The organism is Desulfosediminicola sp., assembly GCF_048381775.1.
GTDB classification, from domain to species: domain Bacteria; phylum Desulfobacterota; class Desulfobulbia; order Desulfobulbales; family Desulfocapsaceae; genus Desulfopila; species Desulfopila ganghwensis.
This window is the reverse complement of record NZ_JBLXGE010000014.1, coordinates 147219-163820: the sequence shown is the minus strand read 5'-3', so window position 1 is coordinate 163820 and position 16602 is coordinate 147219. Positions and strand designations below refer to the sequence as shown.

Genomic DNA, 16602 nt, shown 5'->3' with positions numbered 1-16602 from the left:
CAAATTATACCAATTTTTGCCAATATATTCAGTTGCTTTTCACCTATAAAACACGCTTAAACTAGCGCCATTCTGGTTTGTCCCCTATTTCTTCGCTTCGGAACAAGGAGCACGCAATCAGAAAAAATCACGCCTCAATTGTTTTGCTGGCGCTTGTGGCCTTAGTCGCCATCGCGGTGGAGTCGCAATCGAAAGACGCCGAACGAAGCGAAGATTGGGTGTACATCCAAAACGCTGAGTTGCGCGTTGGACTGTTACGCTCTCATGGCGGCGCTATAGGGTACCTTTCTGACCGAAACTCTAGATTCAACGCTCTCAACCACGACGATCACGGCAGGTTAATCCAACAGTCGTATTACGGTGACAAAGACGGCTCACGTTGGGGTGACAAGCCGTGGCGTTATAATCCTGTGCAAGGCGGCGACTCCAAAGGCAAGGCTGCAAAACTCGTGAATTTCAAAGCCACGGGTACAACCGCATATGCCAAAACCGTCCCGCGCCATTGGGCATCTGGCCAATTGCTGGAAGATTGCACGATGGAACAGTGGGTCGAGCTGGACGGGCCTATTGTTCGAGTGCGCTTCAAATTCACTTACAACGGTTTGAAATCGCATAAACCTTGGTATCAAGAGATGCCAGCAGTGTTCGTTTCACCAAAATTATCCACGCTCGTCACCTACACTGGACAAAAACCGTGGACCGGTTCAGCATTGACGCGAAAGAAACCTGGCTGGCCCAACGAGCATGTCGCTCTTTCTGAAAGCTGGGCCGCCTTTGTTGATGAGTATGGAAACGGGATCGGTGTCTATGTGCCCGGCACGACAGAAGCGACAGCGTATCGGTTCAAGGGTGGCTCTGGCACCGACTGTTCGTATATCGCGCCATTGCGAACGTTCGCGCTCACCCCAGAACTGTCGTTCTCGTATTCCGCATATTTCACACTCGGTAACGTAGACACGATTCGCGATCGTTTCGCGCGGTTGCAAGCGCAAACAAAATAAGGCATAACAAGGAGTTAGTAGGTATGGGCAGGTTGAAATTCCCCCGGTTGTTGGTATTTGCATAACTGTTTCTCAGGCCGCAGTGATTTAAAACAAAAAACGCAAGATTCGGTAACTTTCTATCACCAGTATCACCGCCCAGAAAAAAATACATATCCCGGCGGCGGCAGCTGAAATATCTTTTATCACTTTGACCTTATGACTTTCCTTTGTTGTGATGAAGTCGCAAAGAGCTTCTATGGCGCTGTTGAACAGCTCTGCCATCAGCATCATGGTGGTTGCTGCAGCAAGAAGGAGAAAATCTATCCACTGGCGGAAAAAGAAAAAGGTGGAGAGGACAATCGCCGAGAGTACCAGTTTGTAGGTAACACTAAAGTCATAACGAACAGCATATTTCAATCCAGAAAGCACGACTCGCACTTTTTGCAGCGGATGATAGCCACCATCATCACTCTTTGAAAATTTATTTTTCATTCTTCACCTCGTTTTTGAGCATTATGCCTCAAAGAAGATCAAGATCCGGTGCAAAATAAATAGCCAGCCGATGCCCAACAGGCCTCCAGCAATAACATCCGACACATAATGAACCTGGAGATAAATCCTCGAATACCCAACAATAACAGCAAGAGTGATTAGGGCCAGCCAAAGTGGCAACACCATATGGGCAGGCATCTGCTTACTGAAGGTGATCCCACAGGCAATGGTAAAGGCGAAAATCTGGGCAGTGTGGGCGCTTGGGAAAGAGAAATCCGAGGGCATATCGACCAGAAGCCCTTCCGCCGGGGGGCGTGGCCTGGCAAAAAAAAGTTTGAGCGAATGGGAGAGGAAAGAGCTGCCGCAAAGCCCCCCAATAATGAGGAATACATCAACAATACCGTTTCTTTGCACGACAAGCAGGCCGAGTACTGCAGCAACCGGCAGGAGAATGATCAGGGAACCACACCAGGTCACGGTTTTGAAAAAGATATCCATCTCACCTCCGGGATTACTCTTGAAAGCTAACGGGAACTCGCCGGATTAAAGTGGTTTTCACCATCCATAGTGATTGCCAGCTTTAATGCTGGCGATGTCAACTGTATGTTTTCTTGCAATTTCCACTACGGTCTTAAATGTCAGCAAAATTCGAAACACCCTTGCTGCCTCACGGCAGGAATATTACGCGAGGTGCCTGGAGTGGGGGGGACGTTTGTCAGGGAATCAAGCGAGCCAGTAACAAAAGCGGACATCCATGAACGTATTATTAGTCTCCTTTAGTTTCGGTCGTCCTGCTGAACATTCCTCTGACATAGCGTAAGAATGACAATAATCAGACTGGCAGTCCAAGCCAGGCCATTATCCCTTCAGCAGCACATCGTCCCTCGTAGATGGCTGTAACCGCCAAATCTGAGCCACGCACGGCATCACCACCTGCAAAAACCTTGGGATTGTTGGTTTGGAAAGGATAGTCACCGTGCTCCGGCGCAATAATGAGCCGATAATCGCTCAGCGACACACCCTGGTCTTCGAGCCATGGCGGTGGGGAAGGCCGGTAGCCAAAAGCCATAATGACCGCATCTGCCGGCAGCACCTGCTGGGTTCCGTTGACCGGTTCCGGTCTTCGTCTGCCCTGCTCATCCGCCTCGCCGAGCCTGGTGGTGATCACCTCAACTCCGCATACCCGGCCATTGCTCCCGGCCTGGATGCTAAGCGGCTGCAGATTCCACTTAAATTCCACCCCTTCATCCCGCGCATTTTGCACTTCCCGGGCCGAGCCGGGCATGTTGCGCTCGTCCCGCCTATAGGCGCATACCACCGAACTCGCCCCCTGCCTGACGGCAGTTCGCACGCAATCCATGGCTGTGTCACCGCCGCCAAGCACCACGACCCGCTGCCCGGCAAAATCCGTGTATGGGTGTTCAGGCCGCGAAATCCCCAGCAACCGGTCCGTGGAGGCGATAAGGTAGGGGAGGGCCGCATACACCCCATCGACATCCTCACCCGAAAAGCCACCTCGGATATCAGTATAGGTGCCGATCCCGACAAAGACTGCATCATAATCGCCCAGCAGCTGCTCAAACTCCACATCTTTACCGATCTCAACCGCGAGCCTGAATTCAATACCCATTTCGGTGAATATCTCGCGACGTAGCCGCATCACCTCCTTATCGAGCTTGAAGGGAGGGATACCAAAGGTGAGGAGTCCGCCGATTTCAGGATTACGGTCGAAGACCACTGGCGCGACACCGTTTCTGACCAGGACATCGGCGCAGGCCAAACCCGCAGGACCAGCCCCCACCACCGCGACCTTCAGGTCATGTTTTTTCACCTTGCTGAGATCCGGCCTCCAACCCGCGGCGAATGCTGTATCGACAATATGTTTCTCGATCGCGCCGATAGTCACCGCCCCGAAATCAGGATTCAGGGTACAGGCACCTTCGCACAACCGGTCCTGGGGGCAGACCCTGCCACAGACCTCAGGCAGGCTGTTGGTCTGATGGCAGAGCTCTGCTGCCTCCATAATGCGTCCCTCGTTGGCCAGCTTGAGCCACTCGGGGATAAAATTGTGCACAGGGCACTTCCATTGGCAGTAGGGATTACCGCACTCGATACAGCGATCAGCCTGCATTTTCAGCTGGGTATTACGAAACTTTTGATAGATCTCATCAAACGTCTCCCGGCACTTATCTATTCTGTGTTTGGGCGGGTCAACCCGGTCCACCTCAAGAAACTGATACAGATTCTGGTTCATAATTATCTCCGCTTTTGCAGAATCCCGGCTCCATCGCCTCTGATGCCTGTCAATGGGTATTGGCCAGCATCTCCACAGGCGAGGTGCCCCGATGCCCCAGCAGGGTCTCCAGGTTACTGGTCTTTGGCTTTACCAGCCGAAAAAGTGGCGCGAATTTATCGAAATCGCTTAAAATCTCTTCGGCCTTGAGACTAGCGGTCTCACGCTGGTGGTGGCTGATGATCCCGCGTAAATGTTCAAGCAGGATCTCGTGTTCAGTCAGCTCCAGCACTTCCACCAGCTCCAGATTGGTGCGGCCGGAAAACCTACCGTCCTGGTCGAGCACGTACGCGAAGCCTCCGGTCATGCCTGCCCCGAAATTTACTCCGGTAGAGCCGAGGATGGTCACCACCCCGCCGGTCATGTACTCGCAACCGTTGTCGCCGATACCTTCAACAACCGCTCTCGCCCCGGAATTACGTACCGCGAACCGCTCACCGGCACGGCCGGCGGCATAGAGCCTGCCGCCGGTGGCGCCGTAGAGGCAGGTGTTGCCGATGATGGACGCCTCATTGGAAGCATATGCTACACCGGCAGGTGGTTTGATGACCAGTTTGCCACCTGCCATGCCCTTGCCGACATAATCATTGGCGTCCCCGGTGAGCACCATATTGAGCCCCCCAGCGTTCCACGCCCCAAAGCTCTGGCCGGCGGTGCCGGTAAATGTGAGCTTCAGCGCCGCATGTTCCATGCCTATATTGCCGTGGTGCATGGCGATCAGCCCTGAGAGCCTCGCCCCAACCGATCGATCGGTATTCCGGATCTGATACCTGCCTCGGCCCCCCCGTTGCTCGAGCACAGCCTCCTCATGCTCTTCGGCCAGCCGCAGGTTGAGATTGCCCGGATCGTCCGGGATGTTGAGTTCGCTGTTATAAAGCGCCACGCCTTTGCTGCCGCTTGACGGGTTGATGATGTCGACGAGCGTTATCCGCCGCTGCTTCGGTGTTTCCCCATCCAACTCCCGGAGCAGGTCTGTCCTGCCAATGAGGTCCACCAGCCGACTGATCCCCAGCTCAGCCATGATCTCCCGGGTCTCACGTACCAGAAAGCGGAAATAATGCATCACCATCTCGGGGAGTCCTGAAAAATATTCCCGCCGCAGGGTCTCGTCTTGGGTAGCCACCCCGGTCGCGCAGTTATTGAGGTGACAGATACGCAGGTACTTGCAGCCAAGGGCAATCAGCGGTGCGGTACCAAAACCGAAGCTCTCTGCCCCGAGTATAGCGGCCTTGACGATATCCAGCCCCGACTTCAAACCTCCGTCCACCTGTAGCCGCACCTTGTGACGCAAACCATTTTCCACCAGTGCCTGCTGGGTCTCAGCCAGACCAATCTCCCAGGGACTGCCGGCATATTTTACCGAGGTGAGCGGACTCGCGCCCGTGCCCCCGTCATAGCCGGAAATGGTGATGAGATCGGCATAGGCCTTGGCCACCCCGGTGGCGATGGTGCCCACCCCAGGCTCACTCACCAGTTTGACGCTGACCAGGGCATCCGGGTTGACCTGCTTGAGGTCAAAGATAAGCTGGGCCAGATCCTCAATGGAGTAGATATCATGATGAGGTGGCGGTGAAATGAGGGTCACGCCGGGAATAGAATACCGTAGCCCGGCAATCTGTTCGGTCACCTTGTGCCCCGGCAACTGACCGCCCTCACCAGGTTTTGCGCCCTGGGCCATCTTAATCTGAATAACATCGGCGTTTACCAGATAATGCGGAGTCACGCCGAACCTGCCGGATGCAACCTGCTTGATTCGTGACATCCGCTCTGTTCCGAACCGGCCTGGATCCTCACCGCCTTCCCCGCTGTTGGAAAATCCACCGAGGCGGTTCATAGCAATGGCCAGGGCCTCGTGAGCTTCCCGGCTCAAGGCTCCGATGGACATCGCGGCAGAATCAAACCGCGGGAAAAAGTTCTCCTCCGGTTCGACTTCATCAAGCGCAATGCCGCCGGCGCCCCTCTCCACCTGCAACAGATCGCGCAAGCTTGATATCGGCCGGCTATTGACTAACTTACAATAGCTGCGATATTCTCCGTAATCACCCGAGCGCACCGCCTTTTGCAGGGTATGCACCACATCAGGATTGAAGGCATGGTACTCGCCTCCGTACACGTATTTCACCAACCCGCCAGGGGGCAGCGGCCGATGTGGAGTCAGCCAGCCGTAGCGGGAACGGGCCAGCTGTTCCTTGTGAAAGTCAATGAAATTGGCTCCTCCTATCCTGCTGGCAGTTCCGCGAAAGCAGAAGTCCACCACACTTTCGCCGAGGCCGACCGCCTCAAAAAGCTGGGAGCTGCGATAGGAGGCGATGGTGGATATCCCCATCTTGGAGATGATCTTCAACAGTCCGGTGTTGATCCCCCTCAAATAATTGTCGATCACCTCGGAATGATCGAGAGCGATGGCCCCCGTTGTCGATAGCGACTTCAGGGTGGCAAAGGCCAGCCAGGGATGGATCGCGGTGGCCCCATAACCCAACAGAACAGCAAATTGATGCGGATCCCGTACACTACCGGTATCAACAATTATATTGGTATCACAACGCAGATGATTTTCAATCAGGGCCTGCTGTACAGCCCCCACCGCCATGGCCGCCGGAATGGGCAGGGTGCCTTCCCGGCATTCACGGTCGGACAGCACGATCAACACGATGCCATTTCTGGCACTGGCCAGAACCCGGTCACACAACTCGTGCAATGCCAGCTCAAGGCTTGTGTCTTCGCTGTAATTCAGGTCGATCACCTCATGGCGGTAATACTCCTCCTCCAGCCCCAGAAGCTGCCGATAACTGGTGTCGGTCAGAATCGGTGAGTCGAACTGGACCCGATGCGCATGCCCACGGGTCTCGTTAAACACATTCTGCTCACGGCCAACGCAGGTGGTCAGAGACATCACATGGCTTTCGCGCAACGGATCAATCGGCGGGTTGGTCACCTGGGCAAATTTCTGGCGAAAGTAGTCATAGAGACTTCTGTCCCGGCTGGAGAGCACCGCCATGGGGGTGTCATCCCCCATGGAGGCCATCGCCTCCTTAGCCGTCTCCCCCAGCACCCGGATAACCTGCTCGATCTCTTCCCGGCTGTAGCCAAAAATTTTCTGGAAGGCCAGCAACTCTTCAGGTTCCACCAATGTTTCCACCTGTTCTTCGATACCAGCCGTAAGCCTGGCGCAGCAGGCGGTCAGCCACTTCTTATACGGGTGCTGTGATTTTAGCTCCCGGTCGATATCCCAGCTGGTCCAGCGCCGGCCTGTGTGGGTATCGATGACAAAGAGCTCCCCGGGCCCGACTCTGCCCTTTTCAACCACCTCGTCAGGGTCATAGTCCCAGATCCCCACTTCCGAAGCCAGGGTAATGAGTTTATCCCTGGTCACCACATATCGCGCCGGCCTGAGGCCATTGCGGTCCAGTCCGCAGGCGGCAAAACGGCCGTCACTCATGACTACCCCTGCAGGTCCGTCCCAGGGCTCCATATGCATGGAGTTGAAGTCGTAAAACGCCCGCAGGTCCTCATCCATATCGGGGTGATTCTGCCAGGCAGGCGGGATCAGCAGTCTGAAGGCCCGAAACAGGCCCATGCCACCTGCCAGGAACAGTTCCAGCATATTGTCCAGCGCCGAAGAGTCTGAACCATACTCGTTGACAAAAGGGGCCGCCTCCTGCAGGTCGGGCAAAAGTGGTGAATGGAATTTGTAGCTGCGGGCCCTGACCCATTGCCGGTTGCCGGTTATGGTATTGATCTCGCCATTATGGGCCAGGAAGCGAAAGGGCTGGGCCAACTCCCATCGGGGCAGGGTATTGGTGGAAAAGCGCTGGTGAAACAAACAGATGGATGACTGCATCCGGAGATCAGCCAGATCCGGGAAGAATTTCGCCAAATCCACCGGGCGGCAAAGCCCCTTGTAAACCACAACCAGGTTGGAGAGGCTGACCACGTAGAATGACGGGTCGTCAGCCAGCAGCTTCTCCACCCGGCGGCGAACCATGTAGAGCCGCCGTTCCAGGTCGGTAGCCCCCCAGGCAAAGGGGGCATTGATAATGACCTGCACAATTCTCGGCATTGTCTCAACCGCCAACCGCCCCAGTACCTCTGGGTCAACCGGCACCTCGCGCCACCCCACCACCGTGAGCGTCTCCCGGGCGAGCTCCCCATCAAGCACCTGTTGCGCGTGTGAGGCTGCAGCCGGATCCTGGCTCAGAAACAGCATGCCGACCCCATACCGGTTGCCAAGTTGCCAGTTGTTCTCTGCGGCCACCGCCTTGAAAAACGAATCCGGTTTCTGCAGCAACAGCCCGCAGCCGTCTCCGGTCTTGCCGTCAGCGGCGATCCCGCCGCGATGTGCCATTCTGGCAAGCGAATGAATCCCGGTTCTTATGATCCGGTGACTCGGCTCTCCCTCCATGTGGGCGATCAGTCCGAACCCGCAACTGTCTTTTGGCTGGTCACGGTCATAGATTGCCATTTTTCTCCTCCATGGTCATACTTGAGCGAAATTTTCCGGTTCCCACCTTGTGGCTGTTATACTGATCATTCTCCAACAGATTATCAGACTTGTCAGACCGAGAACAATCGTATTCTGCACATGCTCCGTTGCTCAGCGTGCAATGGCCACTTTCATAGTGCCTCAATAACCTGAGGCCTCTGCCCACAGCCGGCCTGTCAGAACGAAATATCGCCGCAGTAGATACAGAGAAGACTGCTGATTATTCTGAATTGAAACGGCAGGAGAATCGCGTCCGTGTTCAAGAGCGCTGGCGATACAACAAAGAGCTTAAGTAAATCGAGTTACTTTACCGGAGAAGAAGGTAAGGATGTGGATGCGATAGCTCAAAAGGTGGCGCAATTGTTGGATATGGATGTCCATGAGGTCTGGCAATCTGGTACGTATAAACGGTTGGTAACGGCTCGCAGCTTGCGCTCTTTTTGACTCGTGCGGGAAAGGGGAGAGAGCATGGCTTCAATGGGTCGACGGCTGGGGATTTCAACTGTTGCAGTAAGTAAGTCTATTGGCAGGGGTGAGAAAATTTGAGAAGAGCCAATCCCTGAAGCCTTCACTTTGAAAGATATGCAGAAATCTTGAATGTACCAATTAGTCCTGGCTGGCTTCAGTCTTTCTGAATTCGTCCATTTTATTCTTGTACCCTTCAGCATCTCCATATTTCAGAAAATTCTGGTATCTTGAGTGAGGGTCTTTGGTTTTTTTGGCATGCTTGATCGGACACCAGTATTCCTCAGTTTTTGAACCAATTTCCAATGCATAGGCAAGGAGTCCGTTGGCGTAGCCGCAGTACATGCAGTTCACTTTTTCGACAAGATTGAGGTAGGCAAGGTGTTGTCTGTCAATTATGACATATTCCTTTCTGGCAACTTTCGTTATCTGGTAAACAGGAAAACAGAAAACCTGGTAGAGGGTCAGGAATACGTCCAGCAAGACAAGCGGAACGAGAAGTGAATAGATGACCGGAGTGGTCAGGACAAACATCAAATGTGATTCGCGAAAATAGCGGTATAGATTCTTTTTAAAGGTTTTCTGAGTGGCTAGGGCACTTTTCTGAAAACGAACCTTACCCTGATCTATGGTGTATCGAAATCGTTCCTGAATTTCGCGTAACTCATTATCCAGTTCAAATGATAACTCCCTTTCCAACTCTTTTATTCGCAAGATAAGATCGTCTATTCGTCTCTTCATAGCACCTCGATAAAAAAGTTGAAAACCATATTGGTGTCACAGTTAAACTGCTATTAGATAACCCGTCTTGGGTAATCGGCTGGAAACTGTATGGTATCGGAAACCAGCTGGAGCGTGAACCGGTGTAAAGGTCCACCATCTTCCTGAACCAGCTTTCATGCAAAGCTGGTTCAGTTTGTCATGTTTTTCCTGCCATGGTTGAAACTCCAACTTGGCCCGGATACCTTGAGAACCCGGTAATATTGAAACTATATCATGTATTGTGTACACGAGACACGTGAGGTGCATACATCGCAGTTAATTATGATGTCTTTGCTGGGTATACCTTGGGTTGGTAGTCTGTCTTTGGTGTTGGCCGGAATGCAGGATGTCGCCGGGAAAAGTTATTCCCTCAAAGTGGATGCTCAGGTCAGTGTATGACTGTTGTGGTATATGTTGAGTTTGATCCCCGCAAGCCATTCCATTGGAATTACAGCGTGCGGAGATCAAAATGACTTCTATTTACTCCTCGTTCTTTCTGTCCAGGATGCACATATTTTTATCTTTTCCCCAGCATCGATTGCAGGATACGCACCGGGGACGGTCGTTGGACCCTTGCTGCCATTTATTGGGAAGATCCGGCTCAGAAAGCAACGTTCTTGAAAATGAGAAATACTTGATCGGTGTTGATCCAAGGATGTTTTCAAGAACCGCAACGCTGCGGTTTCCGCCCACCAGAATGACTGGGACCTCGACTGCCTCCGCTATCATAGCTGCCGGTTCACGGAAATAGGACTGATTGTTCTCATTGATGATTTTGGGTTTAATGGGCAGGGTCGATGGGTCTTTGGAAAGATGACCGCCTGAAAGTTCGAGAGCGGTGATGCCGCGGGCTTCCAGTTCCTTGGCAACAAGAACGCTTTCTTCAGGAGTCAGGCCCTGAGCTCCCCATTCATCCGTAGAGTGGATCTTGATGAGTACCGGATATTCAGGTCCCACTTCTTTTCTGATGGCATCGAGTACTTCATAGATAATCCGCGCCCGGTTTTCAATGGCGCCGCCATATTCGTCGGTACGTCTGTTGAAATACGGGGTCAGGAATTGGCTGAGCAAATACCCATGTGCGCCGTGGATTTGAAATCCGTCGAATCCGGCGGCTTTGGCCCTGCGGGCTGCCTGGGCATAAGAATCTATCAATGCGGCGATATCCTCGTGGCTCATGGGCTCGGGAGTGACCTTGAATACAGGATGTTCTACGGCTGATGGCCCCCAGATGAGTCTGCCTTCGGGTTTGAAGTCGGTCTGGGATCCGCCGTAGCAGCCTTGCAGAACGATATTAGCGCCAAGTTCGTGTATCCTGTCTGTAAAGGTTTTGTATTCGGCAATGAAGGAATCATCGTAGATGCCCATCATACCCGCATTGGGCTGCTCCTCCTCACGGATGAACGCATAGCCGGTGATGATTGTTCCCACACCTCCTCTCGCGAGATCTTCATAGACCGCCTGAAGTTCAGGGGTCATGTGTCCTGTATCATCGGCCATTTTTTCCCATGTGGCTGAGCGCCATAGCCGGTTTTTGAGTGTCATGGGGCCGAGGGTGGTTGTTTCAAAAAGAGATGGTACTGCCATTGTGTACTCCGTGTTAATTATGCTGTGTAGATGCCCGTCAACTATTGGACGGTGTGGTCTGAAAAATGTCTTGCTGGATTTTTACCATGTCTCCTGATGCACACGGTCAGCTTTGTACCGACTTACAGTCGTGGGGTGCTGGTCCGGTTGTCCGATAACAATATATCCCAGAGGAATGATATGCTCCGGAAGCTTGAAGAGTTGGTTGAAGCCCTCTTCTCGATCTTTCAGAGGATGGATGCCGGTCCAGACTGCACCCAGGCCAAGATCATGCACAGTCAGCAGAATGTTCTGAATCGCGGCTGAGCAGTCTTGAACCCAGAAGCCAGCGTGTTTTTCAAGGCTCAGGTCGCCGCAGACGAGAATACCCACGGGAGCCTTATCTGCCATAGCCGCATAGGGATTGATATCTTTGAGTTTGCCTTGAATTTCCTTGTTCCTGACAACGATAAATTGCCAAGGCTGCTGATTGCCGGCGCTGGGGGCCATCATAGCGGCCTCCAGAATGGTATTGATCTGTTCGTCCGTCACAGGCGCGTCGGTGTATTTGCGGATGCTTCGTCTTGTCAAAATTGCTTCAGGTACGTTCATTGGTTTTACCTTATTGATTGTAGTGGGATTGGTTGGTCGTCAAGAACTCAACAAAAAACACTTTTGGCCGCGAAACTTCACTCTGGTGTGTCAATTCCGGACCAGGTTGTCACTTCGCCTGAGACCAGCATGTCCGCGATTTTTTCCTGTAGGGCAGTCAGTGTGGGGGCGCTGGCATGAATATCAAGAGCCTCTTTGCTTTCCCATATTTCATAAAACAAAAAGGTGGACGTGTGGTCAGTGCACTTATGCAGGTCGTAGCGGAGACAGCCTTTTTCACTGCGCACTCTGGAGACAACCGCGGCAAGTTCATGTTCCAGGGATTTTTCCATGCCAGGTTTGGCTTTCAATGTCGCGGTAACATAGACGGTATTCATCGTAGGTATCCTTTTGAAAAAAGTTGTTTTGGGAGACTTAGGCGCAGGTTCATCATCCACGATCTCTGTTGGTGCATGATCATCTACCAACCAAGTACCTGACTGTAAGAGCTCAATGGCTTTTTCTCGATCGGTTGCAGATATTCCATTATGGGAAATGCTTTTGGGTAGGCCATTTTTATCTCTTAGTCTTAGGGGCGTTCTATTGGTGTTTGAAACGGTTACATAATAACTATCAGGAATAATGGTACAAGAAGGCACAATTGCGTAAGATACGAACCATTTGGTATGAATTGCCAGAAATAGGGGATTGCCGGAGAATTATTTTTTAATCTTTTTTCTGAACACCCTTAATCTTCAGCTTGAAAGGGTAAAGAGAGAGGCGTGAGGTGTGTCTGGCAAGTACCGGGCCTTGGCCCGCACATTGATGGAATCCGTCGACCGCTTTGCCTTTGTGGGAGAAATCGCTCGTTACCTGCGAAAACTTAACGGTCCTGGGTGCCAGGGCAGAGTGTACGGCTTTGAAAATATAGCTGAGGCGTGCGATTTTCTGCGAAACGAGGTAATAGCGGATGAGCTGAGCTATGCAAAATCTGCCAAGAATGAGCATCTGGAGAGGGGGGTGTACAGCCAGATCCATGACATGAGCTGTTTAAAAAAGCTCTGCAAGAAAAATGGCTGTACCTCGCTTGGTTCAACGTAGCAACGCAGGCTCGCGTTACTTGCCGAAGCCAGGCACATAGAGGCGCTGTTCCAGTTTTTTCAACAGGAACATGGCCGCGCTCACCAGCGCCAGGTAATACAGACCGATGATTGCGAACACTTCGGTGAACCGAAAATATTCAGTGGCAATGGTCTTGCCCTCGCCGGTCAGTTCCATGCAGGTGACGACATAGGCCAGCGATGAATATTTGATGAGGTAGATGATCTCGTTGCCGCAGCCGTGCAGGGAACGCCTGAACGCCTGGGGAATGATAATCCAGAAGATGGTCTGGAAGTTGGTAAAGCCAAGGGCCTGGGCACCGAAGTACTGACCGCGTTTAATTGACAGCAGAGCTCCGCGCACATATTCGGACTGGTACGCACCGGAGCAGAGCATAAAGCTGATTACGGCCGCAGCATAGGGGCTGAGGTAGATGCCGATGTTGGGCAGGCCGAAGTAGAGGATGAAGAGCTGTACTACCAGCGGTGTGCCGCGAAAGAGGGCGGCATAAAAGTCACCGAGTCGACGAACGGTTTTGCTGCCGAAAGAGCGTAAGGTGCCGGCGGCGATACCGATAGCTACTCCGCTCAGGGCGGAGGGGATAATCAGCGCCACACTCATCACCAGGCCGCGGTTGAGGGCAGTGATCAGCTCCTGATAAAATGGTGAGAGTTCCACGATCAACTCTCCATTTGGGCGGTGTCACTCAGCATCTCGCAGAACGCACGGGTTCTCGACTCACGGCCCGGGGCAAGCAGTTCGGAAGGGGCACCATGTTCGATAATGCGGCCTGCCTCCATGAAAAGAATCTCGTTGGCCAGCGAGGAGATAAGTCCCATCTGGTGGGTGGCTAGAATCATGGTCATGCCTTTAGCGGCCAGATTCCTGATAACGGCCACAACCTCACCGATCAGCTCGGGATCGAGCGCGGAGGTAGGTTCGTCCAGGAGCAGGATCTTCGGGTCCATGGCCAGAGCCCTGGCAATGGCCACCCGCTGGCGCTGGCCGCCTGAGAGTTCTGCGGGGTAAAGATGCACTTTGTCCCCAAGGCCCACCTGGGTAAGCTCGCTCATGGCACGTTCATGTGCCTCTTTTTTGCTGACCTTTTTAACTTTCCTGAGCGACACGGTAATGTTGGCCAGCGAGGTGAGATGGTCGAACAGGTTGAAATCCTGAAAAATCATGCCGACCTGCTGGCGCAGCTCGCAGAGTGATTTTTTGTTGGCAAGATCTACCTCGTCGCCAAAGAGGCGGATGGTGCCGCTGTCCGGCTGCACCAGGCAGTTGATGCACTGCAGCAGGGTCGATTTGCCGCCGCCGGAAGGCCCAATCAGCACCTTTATTTCACCTGTGACCATCTGCAGACTGATATCGCGCAGGATGGTGGTGCCGTTAAAGCTCTTATTGAGGTTTTCGACCTCAAGGATAGGAGCGGAGAGTGTCATGATTACATTCCTTCTTGTGCATAACCGGGGATTCGGTACCGTTTCTCGAGTCGAGCCAGCAGCATGACTCCGGCCCAGGTCAGGATAAAGTAGATGATACCGGCGGTGATATAGAGTGGCAGATGTTGGTAGGTGCGAGAGGCGACGAACTGGGTTCGGGCCATAATTTCAGGGGCACCGATAACGAAGGCTAGGGCCGAATCTTTCAATACGATGGAAAACTCGTTGGACCAGGCCGGGATCGAGACCCGAAGAACCTGGGGTAGCACGATGCTGGTGATTGCCTGGCGCTCACTCATACCGAGGGCACAGGCCGCCTTGAACTGGCCTTTAGGCAAGGAGAGTATGGCGCCTTTGAAGATATTGGCCTGATAGGCTCCGGTGGTCATGCCGAGTACCAGGGCTACAGCCACCATGGCGCTGAAGTTGAAACCCAGCCAAGTGAAGAGACCGAAATAAAAGAGAAAGAGTAGTACCAGGAGCGGTACGCCGCGAAAGAACCAGATATAAAATCCGAAGATTGCGCGGGTGGCCTTGTTGCCAAAAACGATACCGACAGCCATGGTAAGCCCCAGGACAAGACCGATCAGCATGGCGGCGGTGACGATGGCCACCGTAATAAACGCTCCCTGCATCAGGTAGGGAAGCGATTCAGTGAGTATATTGATATATTCGAGCATGGTCATGCCATATGCAGACTGTGACGGCGCGCATCAGAGGAATCCAGGGTCCCGGCCGCTTACTTGCAAGCGACCGGGACCGATTTTAAAACCGGTTCTAACAGTGCACCATTACTTGTTGAGGCCGTATTTCTGAATGAGCTCAGCCCACTCTGGTGAGTCCATCAGTTTTTCCAGTGCTGCGTTCACTTTCTCAAGCAGTTCGGTGTCGTCTTTACGGACAGCATAACCGAAGGATTCGCCGTGCATACCGAACTGGCCGACGATCTGAACGTCTTTCTTGGCGACAGCGTCTTTGGCTGGAGCGTCGTTCATGGCAGCTGCGGAGATGCGGCCGTTCAAGGTGTCCTCAACCGCCAGGGGGGAGGAGTTATAGTAACGAAGTTCATAGTTCCAGCCGTTTTTCGCTTTTTCGTCCTTGAGCCACTTTGCCTCAGGGGTACCCTGCTGTACACCGATGATCTTGTTACCGTTCAACAATTCGTCGATGGTGAGGGCGGAGCCCTTCTTGGTGACCATGACGTTTTCGATTTTCCAGTAAGGGATGGTGAAATTTACCATCTTCTCACGCTTCTCGGTGATGGACATGCCGGAGGCGATGATATCTATTTTCTTGGTGAGCAGGCTGGTGATAATGCCGTCCCACTCGGTGGGCTGGTGGGTTACCTCCATGCCGAGCTCGGCGGCGATCCACTCCATCGCCTCTACATCAAAACCGCTCGGGGTACCGGTCTTGTCGACATAGGCAAAGGGAGGGAAGTTGGCATCGATGCCGTTAGTGATTTTGGTAGCGCTGAAAACATTGCCGCCTGTGAGCGTAAGTGCCACAAGAATGGCCAGAACTGCAAGGTTTTTCCGAAACATTGTATTTCCTCTGATTATATGGGGCTGGCGAAAGACCGCTTCAGCCGTTGTCGCGGACTGCCGGAGTATTGGTGAATCTCAGGCGGTCCATAGTCTGCAGGAGAGGTGTATAAAGAAAATAGTTCGTAATGTCAATCTGGAAAGGGATGAGTGGAGGAATGAAGCACTATTTTTTTCCGGCAGATTATCCAGTGGTTAGCGAGGATCTTTGAAGGTGTTGTTGCAGAGATGCTCTCAGAACGCCATCGGGGAGGTTGATTCAGATACGAATAACTGACAAGGGGTGTGAAAAAGGCCTGTGCAGATGTTCTTTCGAGAAATTGCCCCCAACCCTGAGAACGACAAGTATAAAGAGCATCGCCGGGAAAACGATTTGAAAAAAGTGCACCGGTGCTATGAGCCCGCCCTCGGTCACTGTTGCCGCAGCGCCCGCCACCAAAAGCACGTTGAGTATATCAGCACCGATGACATTGCGTACCGCAAGTTAACCATGACCTTTTGTAACTGCGGCAATGGCAGTTACAAACTCCGGCAGGAAGGCGCCAAAGTCGCGCCTATTATGCCCTCCGGGATCCAGGGGCGTACCGCAGTCTCCTGGACGGCCGGAATCATCGCCCGGGAAGCGACGAGGATCAGACCCAGGGCAAGAATAAACCGTGAGGTGCCGATAAGCCCTGGTGTACAGTCCGGTTCCTCAAAACTCTCTTTACCAAAGTCCACATCCCCCTAAACCAGAGAACCGAAAGCCCCAGGTAGGCCAGGAGAAGGAACAGGAACACAACACCCAGGCCCTGTAGCATTCACGTTTGTGAGTGCTACAGGCTTTTTTGCCTTCCTGGGGCGAGTGGTTTACTCAAGGGGGTGGTAGAGCGAAATC

16 protein-coding genes are annotated in these 16602 nt (G+C 53.0%); 4 read left to right on the top strand and 12 right to left on the bottom strand.

Translation table 11 applies throughout. From position 1 onward, the window contains the following. Positions 1-155 precede the first annotated feature (155 nt). Positions 156-1001 carry a hypothetical protein gene (locus ACN5NT_RS20270; RefSeq protein ID WP_136796909.1) on the top strand — a complete coding sequence of 282 codons (846 nt, stop codon included), beginning with the start codon at positions 156-158 and terminating at the stop codon, positions 999-1001. A gap of 87 nt (positions 1002-1088) precedes the next feature. On the opposite strand, the gene ACN5NT_RS20265 is transcribed toward ACN5NT_RS20270, so the two are convergent. The 4 genes from ACN5NT_RS20265 to gltB form a co-directional block, all read right to left on the bottom strand. Continuing rightward, on the bottom strand, positions 1089-1475 hold the full coding sequence (locus ACN5NT_RS20265) for a diacylglycerol kinase (RefSeq protein ID WP_136796908.1): 387 nt from the start codon (positions 1473-1475) through the stop codon (positions 1089-1091). 21 nt (positions 1476-1496) lie between these two features. Next, positions 1497-1973 (bottom strand): phosphatase PAP2 family protein, encoded by a 477-nt coding sequence (locus tag ACN5NT_RS20260; RefSeq protein ID WP_136796907.1) that lies wholly within the window; start codon positions 1971-1973, stop codon positions 1497-1499. Positions 1974-2307: 334 nt separating this feature from the next. Further along, the gene (locus ACN5NT_RS20255; RefSeq protein WP_136796906.1) at positions 2308-3729 is read right to left on the bottom strand and encodes an FAD-dependent oxidoreductase; all 1422 of its coding nucleotides are present in this window, start codon (positions 3727-3729) and stop codon (positions 2308-2310) included. Positions 3730-3778: 49 nt separating this feature from the next. Further along, positions 3779-8230: a glutamate synthase large subunit gene (gene gltB / locus ACN5NT_RS20250; protein WP_419176686.1), complete on the bottom strand. Its 4452-nt coding sequence runs from the start codon at positions 8228-8230 to the stop codon at positions 3779-3781. 276 nt (positions 8231-8506) lie between these two features. On the opposite strand from gltB, the gene ACN5NT_RS20245 reads away from it, so the two are divergent. After that, on the top strand, positions 8507-8695 hold the full coding sequence (locus ACN5NT_RS20245) for a hypothetical protein (RefSeq protein WP_419176685.1): 189 nt from the start codon (positions 8507-8509) through the stop codon (positions 8693-8695). Between the two features lie 162 nt (positions 8696-8857). On the opposite strand, the gene ACN5NT_RS20240 is transcribed toward ACN5NT_RS20245, so the two are convergent. From ACN5NT_RS20240 to ACN5NT_RS20225, 4 genes are all read right to left on the bottom strand, one after another. After that, a complete protein-coding gene (locus tag ACN5NT_RS20240) occupies positions 8858-9457 on the bottom strand; it encodes a hypothetical protein (RefSeq protein WP_419176684.1) in 600 nt (199 codons plus the stop codon). Positions 9458-9958: 501 nt separating this feature from the next. After that, positions 9959-11065 carry an NADH:flavin oxidoreductase gene (locus ACN5NT_RS20235; protein WP_419176683.1) on the bottom strand — a complete coding sequence of 369 codons (1107 nt, stop codon included), beginning with the start codon at positions 11063-11065 and terminating at the stop codon, positions 9959-9961. An 81-nt stretch (positions 11066-11146) separates the two neighbouring features. Continuing rightward, positions 11147-11656: a nitroreductase family protein gene (locus ACN5NT_RS20230; protein WP_419176682.1), complete on the bottom strand. Its 510-nt coding sequence runs from the start codon at positions 11654-11656 to the stop codon at positions 11147-11149. Between the two features lie 77 nt (positions 11657-11733). Next, complete coding sequence (locus ACN5NT_RS20225; protein WP_419176681.1) at positions 11734-12033, bottom strand: putative quinol monooxygenase; 300 nt, start codon at positions 12031-12033, stop codon at positions 11734-11736. A 391-nt stretch (positions 12034-12424) separates the two neighbouring features. Here ACN5NT_RS20225 and ACN5NT_RS20220 point away from each other — a divergent pair, with 391 nt between their 5' ends. Then, a complete protein-coding gene (locus tag ACN5NT_RS20220) occupies positions 12425-12736 on the top strand; it encodes a hypothetical protein (protein ID WP_419176680.1) in 312 nt (103 codons plus the stop codon). A gap of 15 nt (positions 12737-12751) precedes the next feature. On the opposite strand, the gene ACN5NT_RS20215 is transcribed toward ACN5NT_RS20220, so the two are convergent. The 4 genes from ACN5NT_RS20215 to ACN5NT_RS20200 form a co-directional block, all read right to left on the bottom strand. Further along, positions 12752-13417, bottom strand: a complete 666-nt coding sequence (locus ACN5NT_RS20215; RefSeq protein ID WP_136796920.1) for an amino acid ABC transporter permease — start codon at positions 13415-13417, stop codon at positions 12752-12754. After that, positions 13417-14181 carry an amino acid ABC transporter ATP-binding protein gene (locus ACN5NT_RS20210; RefSeq protein WP_136796899.1) on the bottom strand — a complete coding sequence of 255 codons (765 nt, stop codon included), beginning with the start codon at positions 14179-14181 and terminating at the stop codon, positions 13417-13419. Before ACN5NT_RS20210 ends, ACN5NT_RS20215 begins: the two co-directional genes overlap by 1 nt. A 2-nt stretch (positions 14182-14183) precedes the next feature. Further along, on the bottom strand, positions 14184-14861 hold the full coding sequence (locus tag ACN5NT_RS20205; protein ID WP_136796919.1) for an amino acid ABC transporter permease: 678 nt from the start codon (positions 14859-14861) through the stop codon (positions 14184-14186). 111 nt (positions 14862-14972) lie between these two features. Beyond that, the gene (locus ACN5NT_RS20200; RefSeq protein ID WP_136796898.1) at positions 14973-15725 is read right to left on the bottom strand and encodes an ABC transporter substrate-binding protein; all 753 of its coding nucleotides are present in this window, start codon (positions 15723-15725) and stop codon (positions 14973-14975) included. 304 nt (positions 15726-16029) lie between these two features. On the opposite strand from ACN5NT_RS20200, the gene ACN5NT_RS20195 reads away from it, so the two are divergent. Continuing rightward, positions 16030-16455: a hypothetical protein gene (locus ACN5NT_RS20195; RefSeq protein WP_419176679.1), complete on the top strand. Its 426-nt coding sequence runs from the start codon at positions 16030-16032 to the stop codon at positions 16453-16455. The last annotated feature ends 147 nt before the right edge of the window (positions 16456-16602 follow it).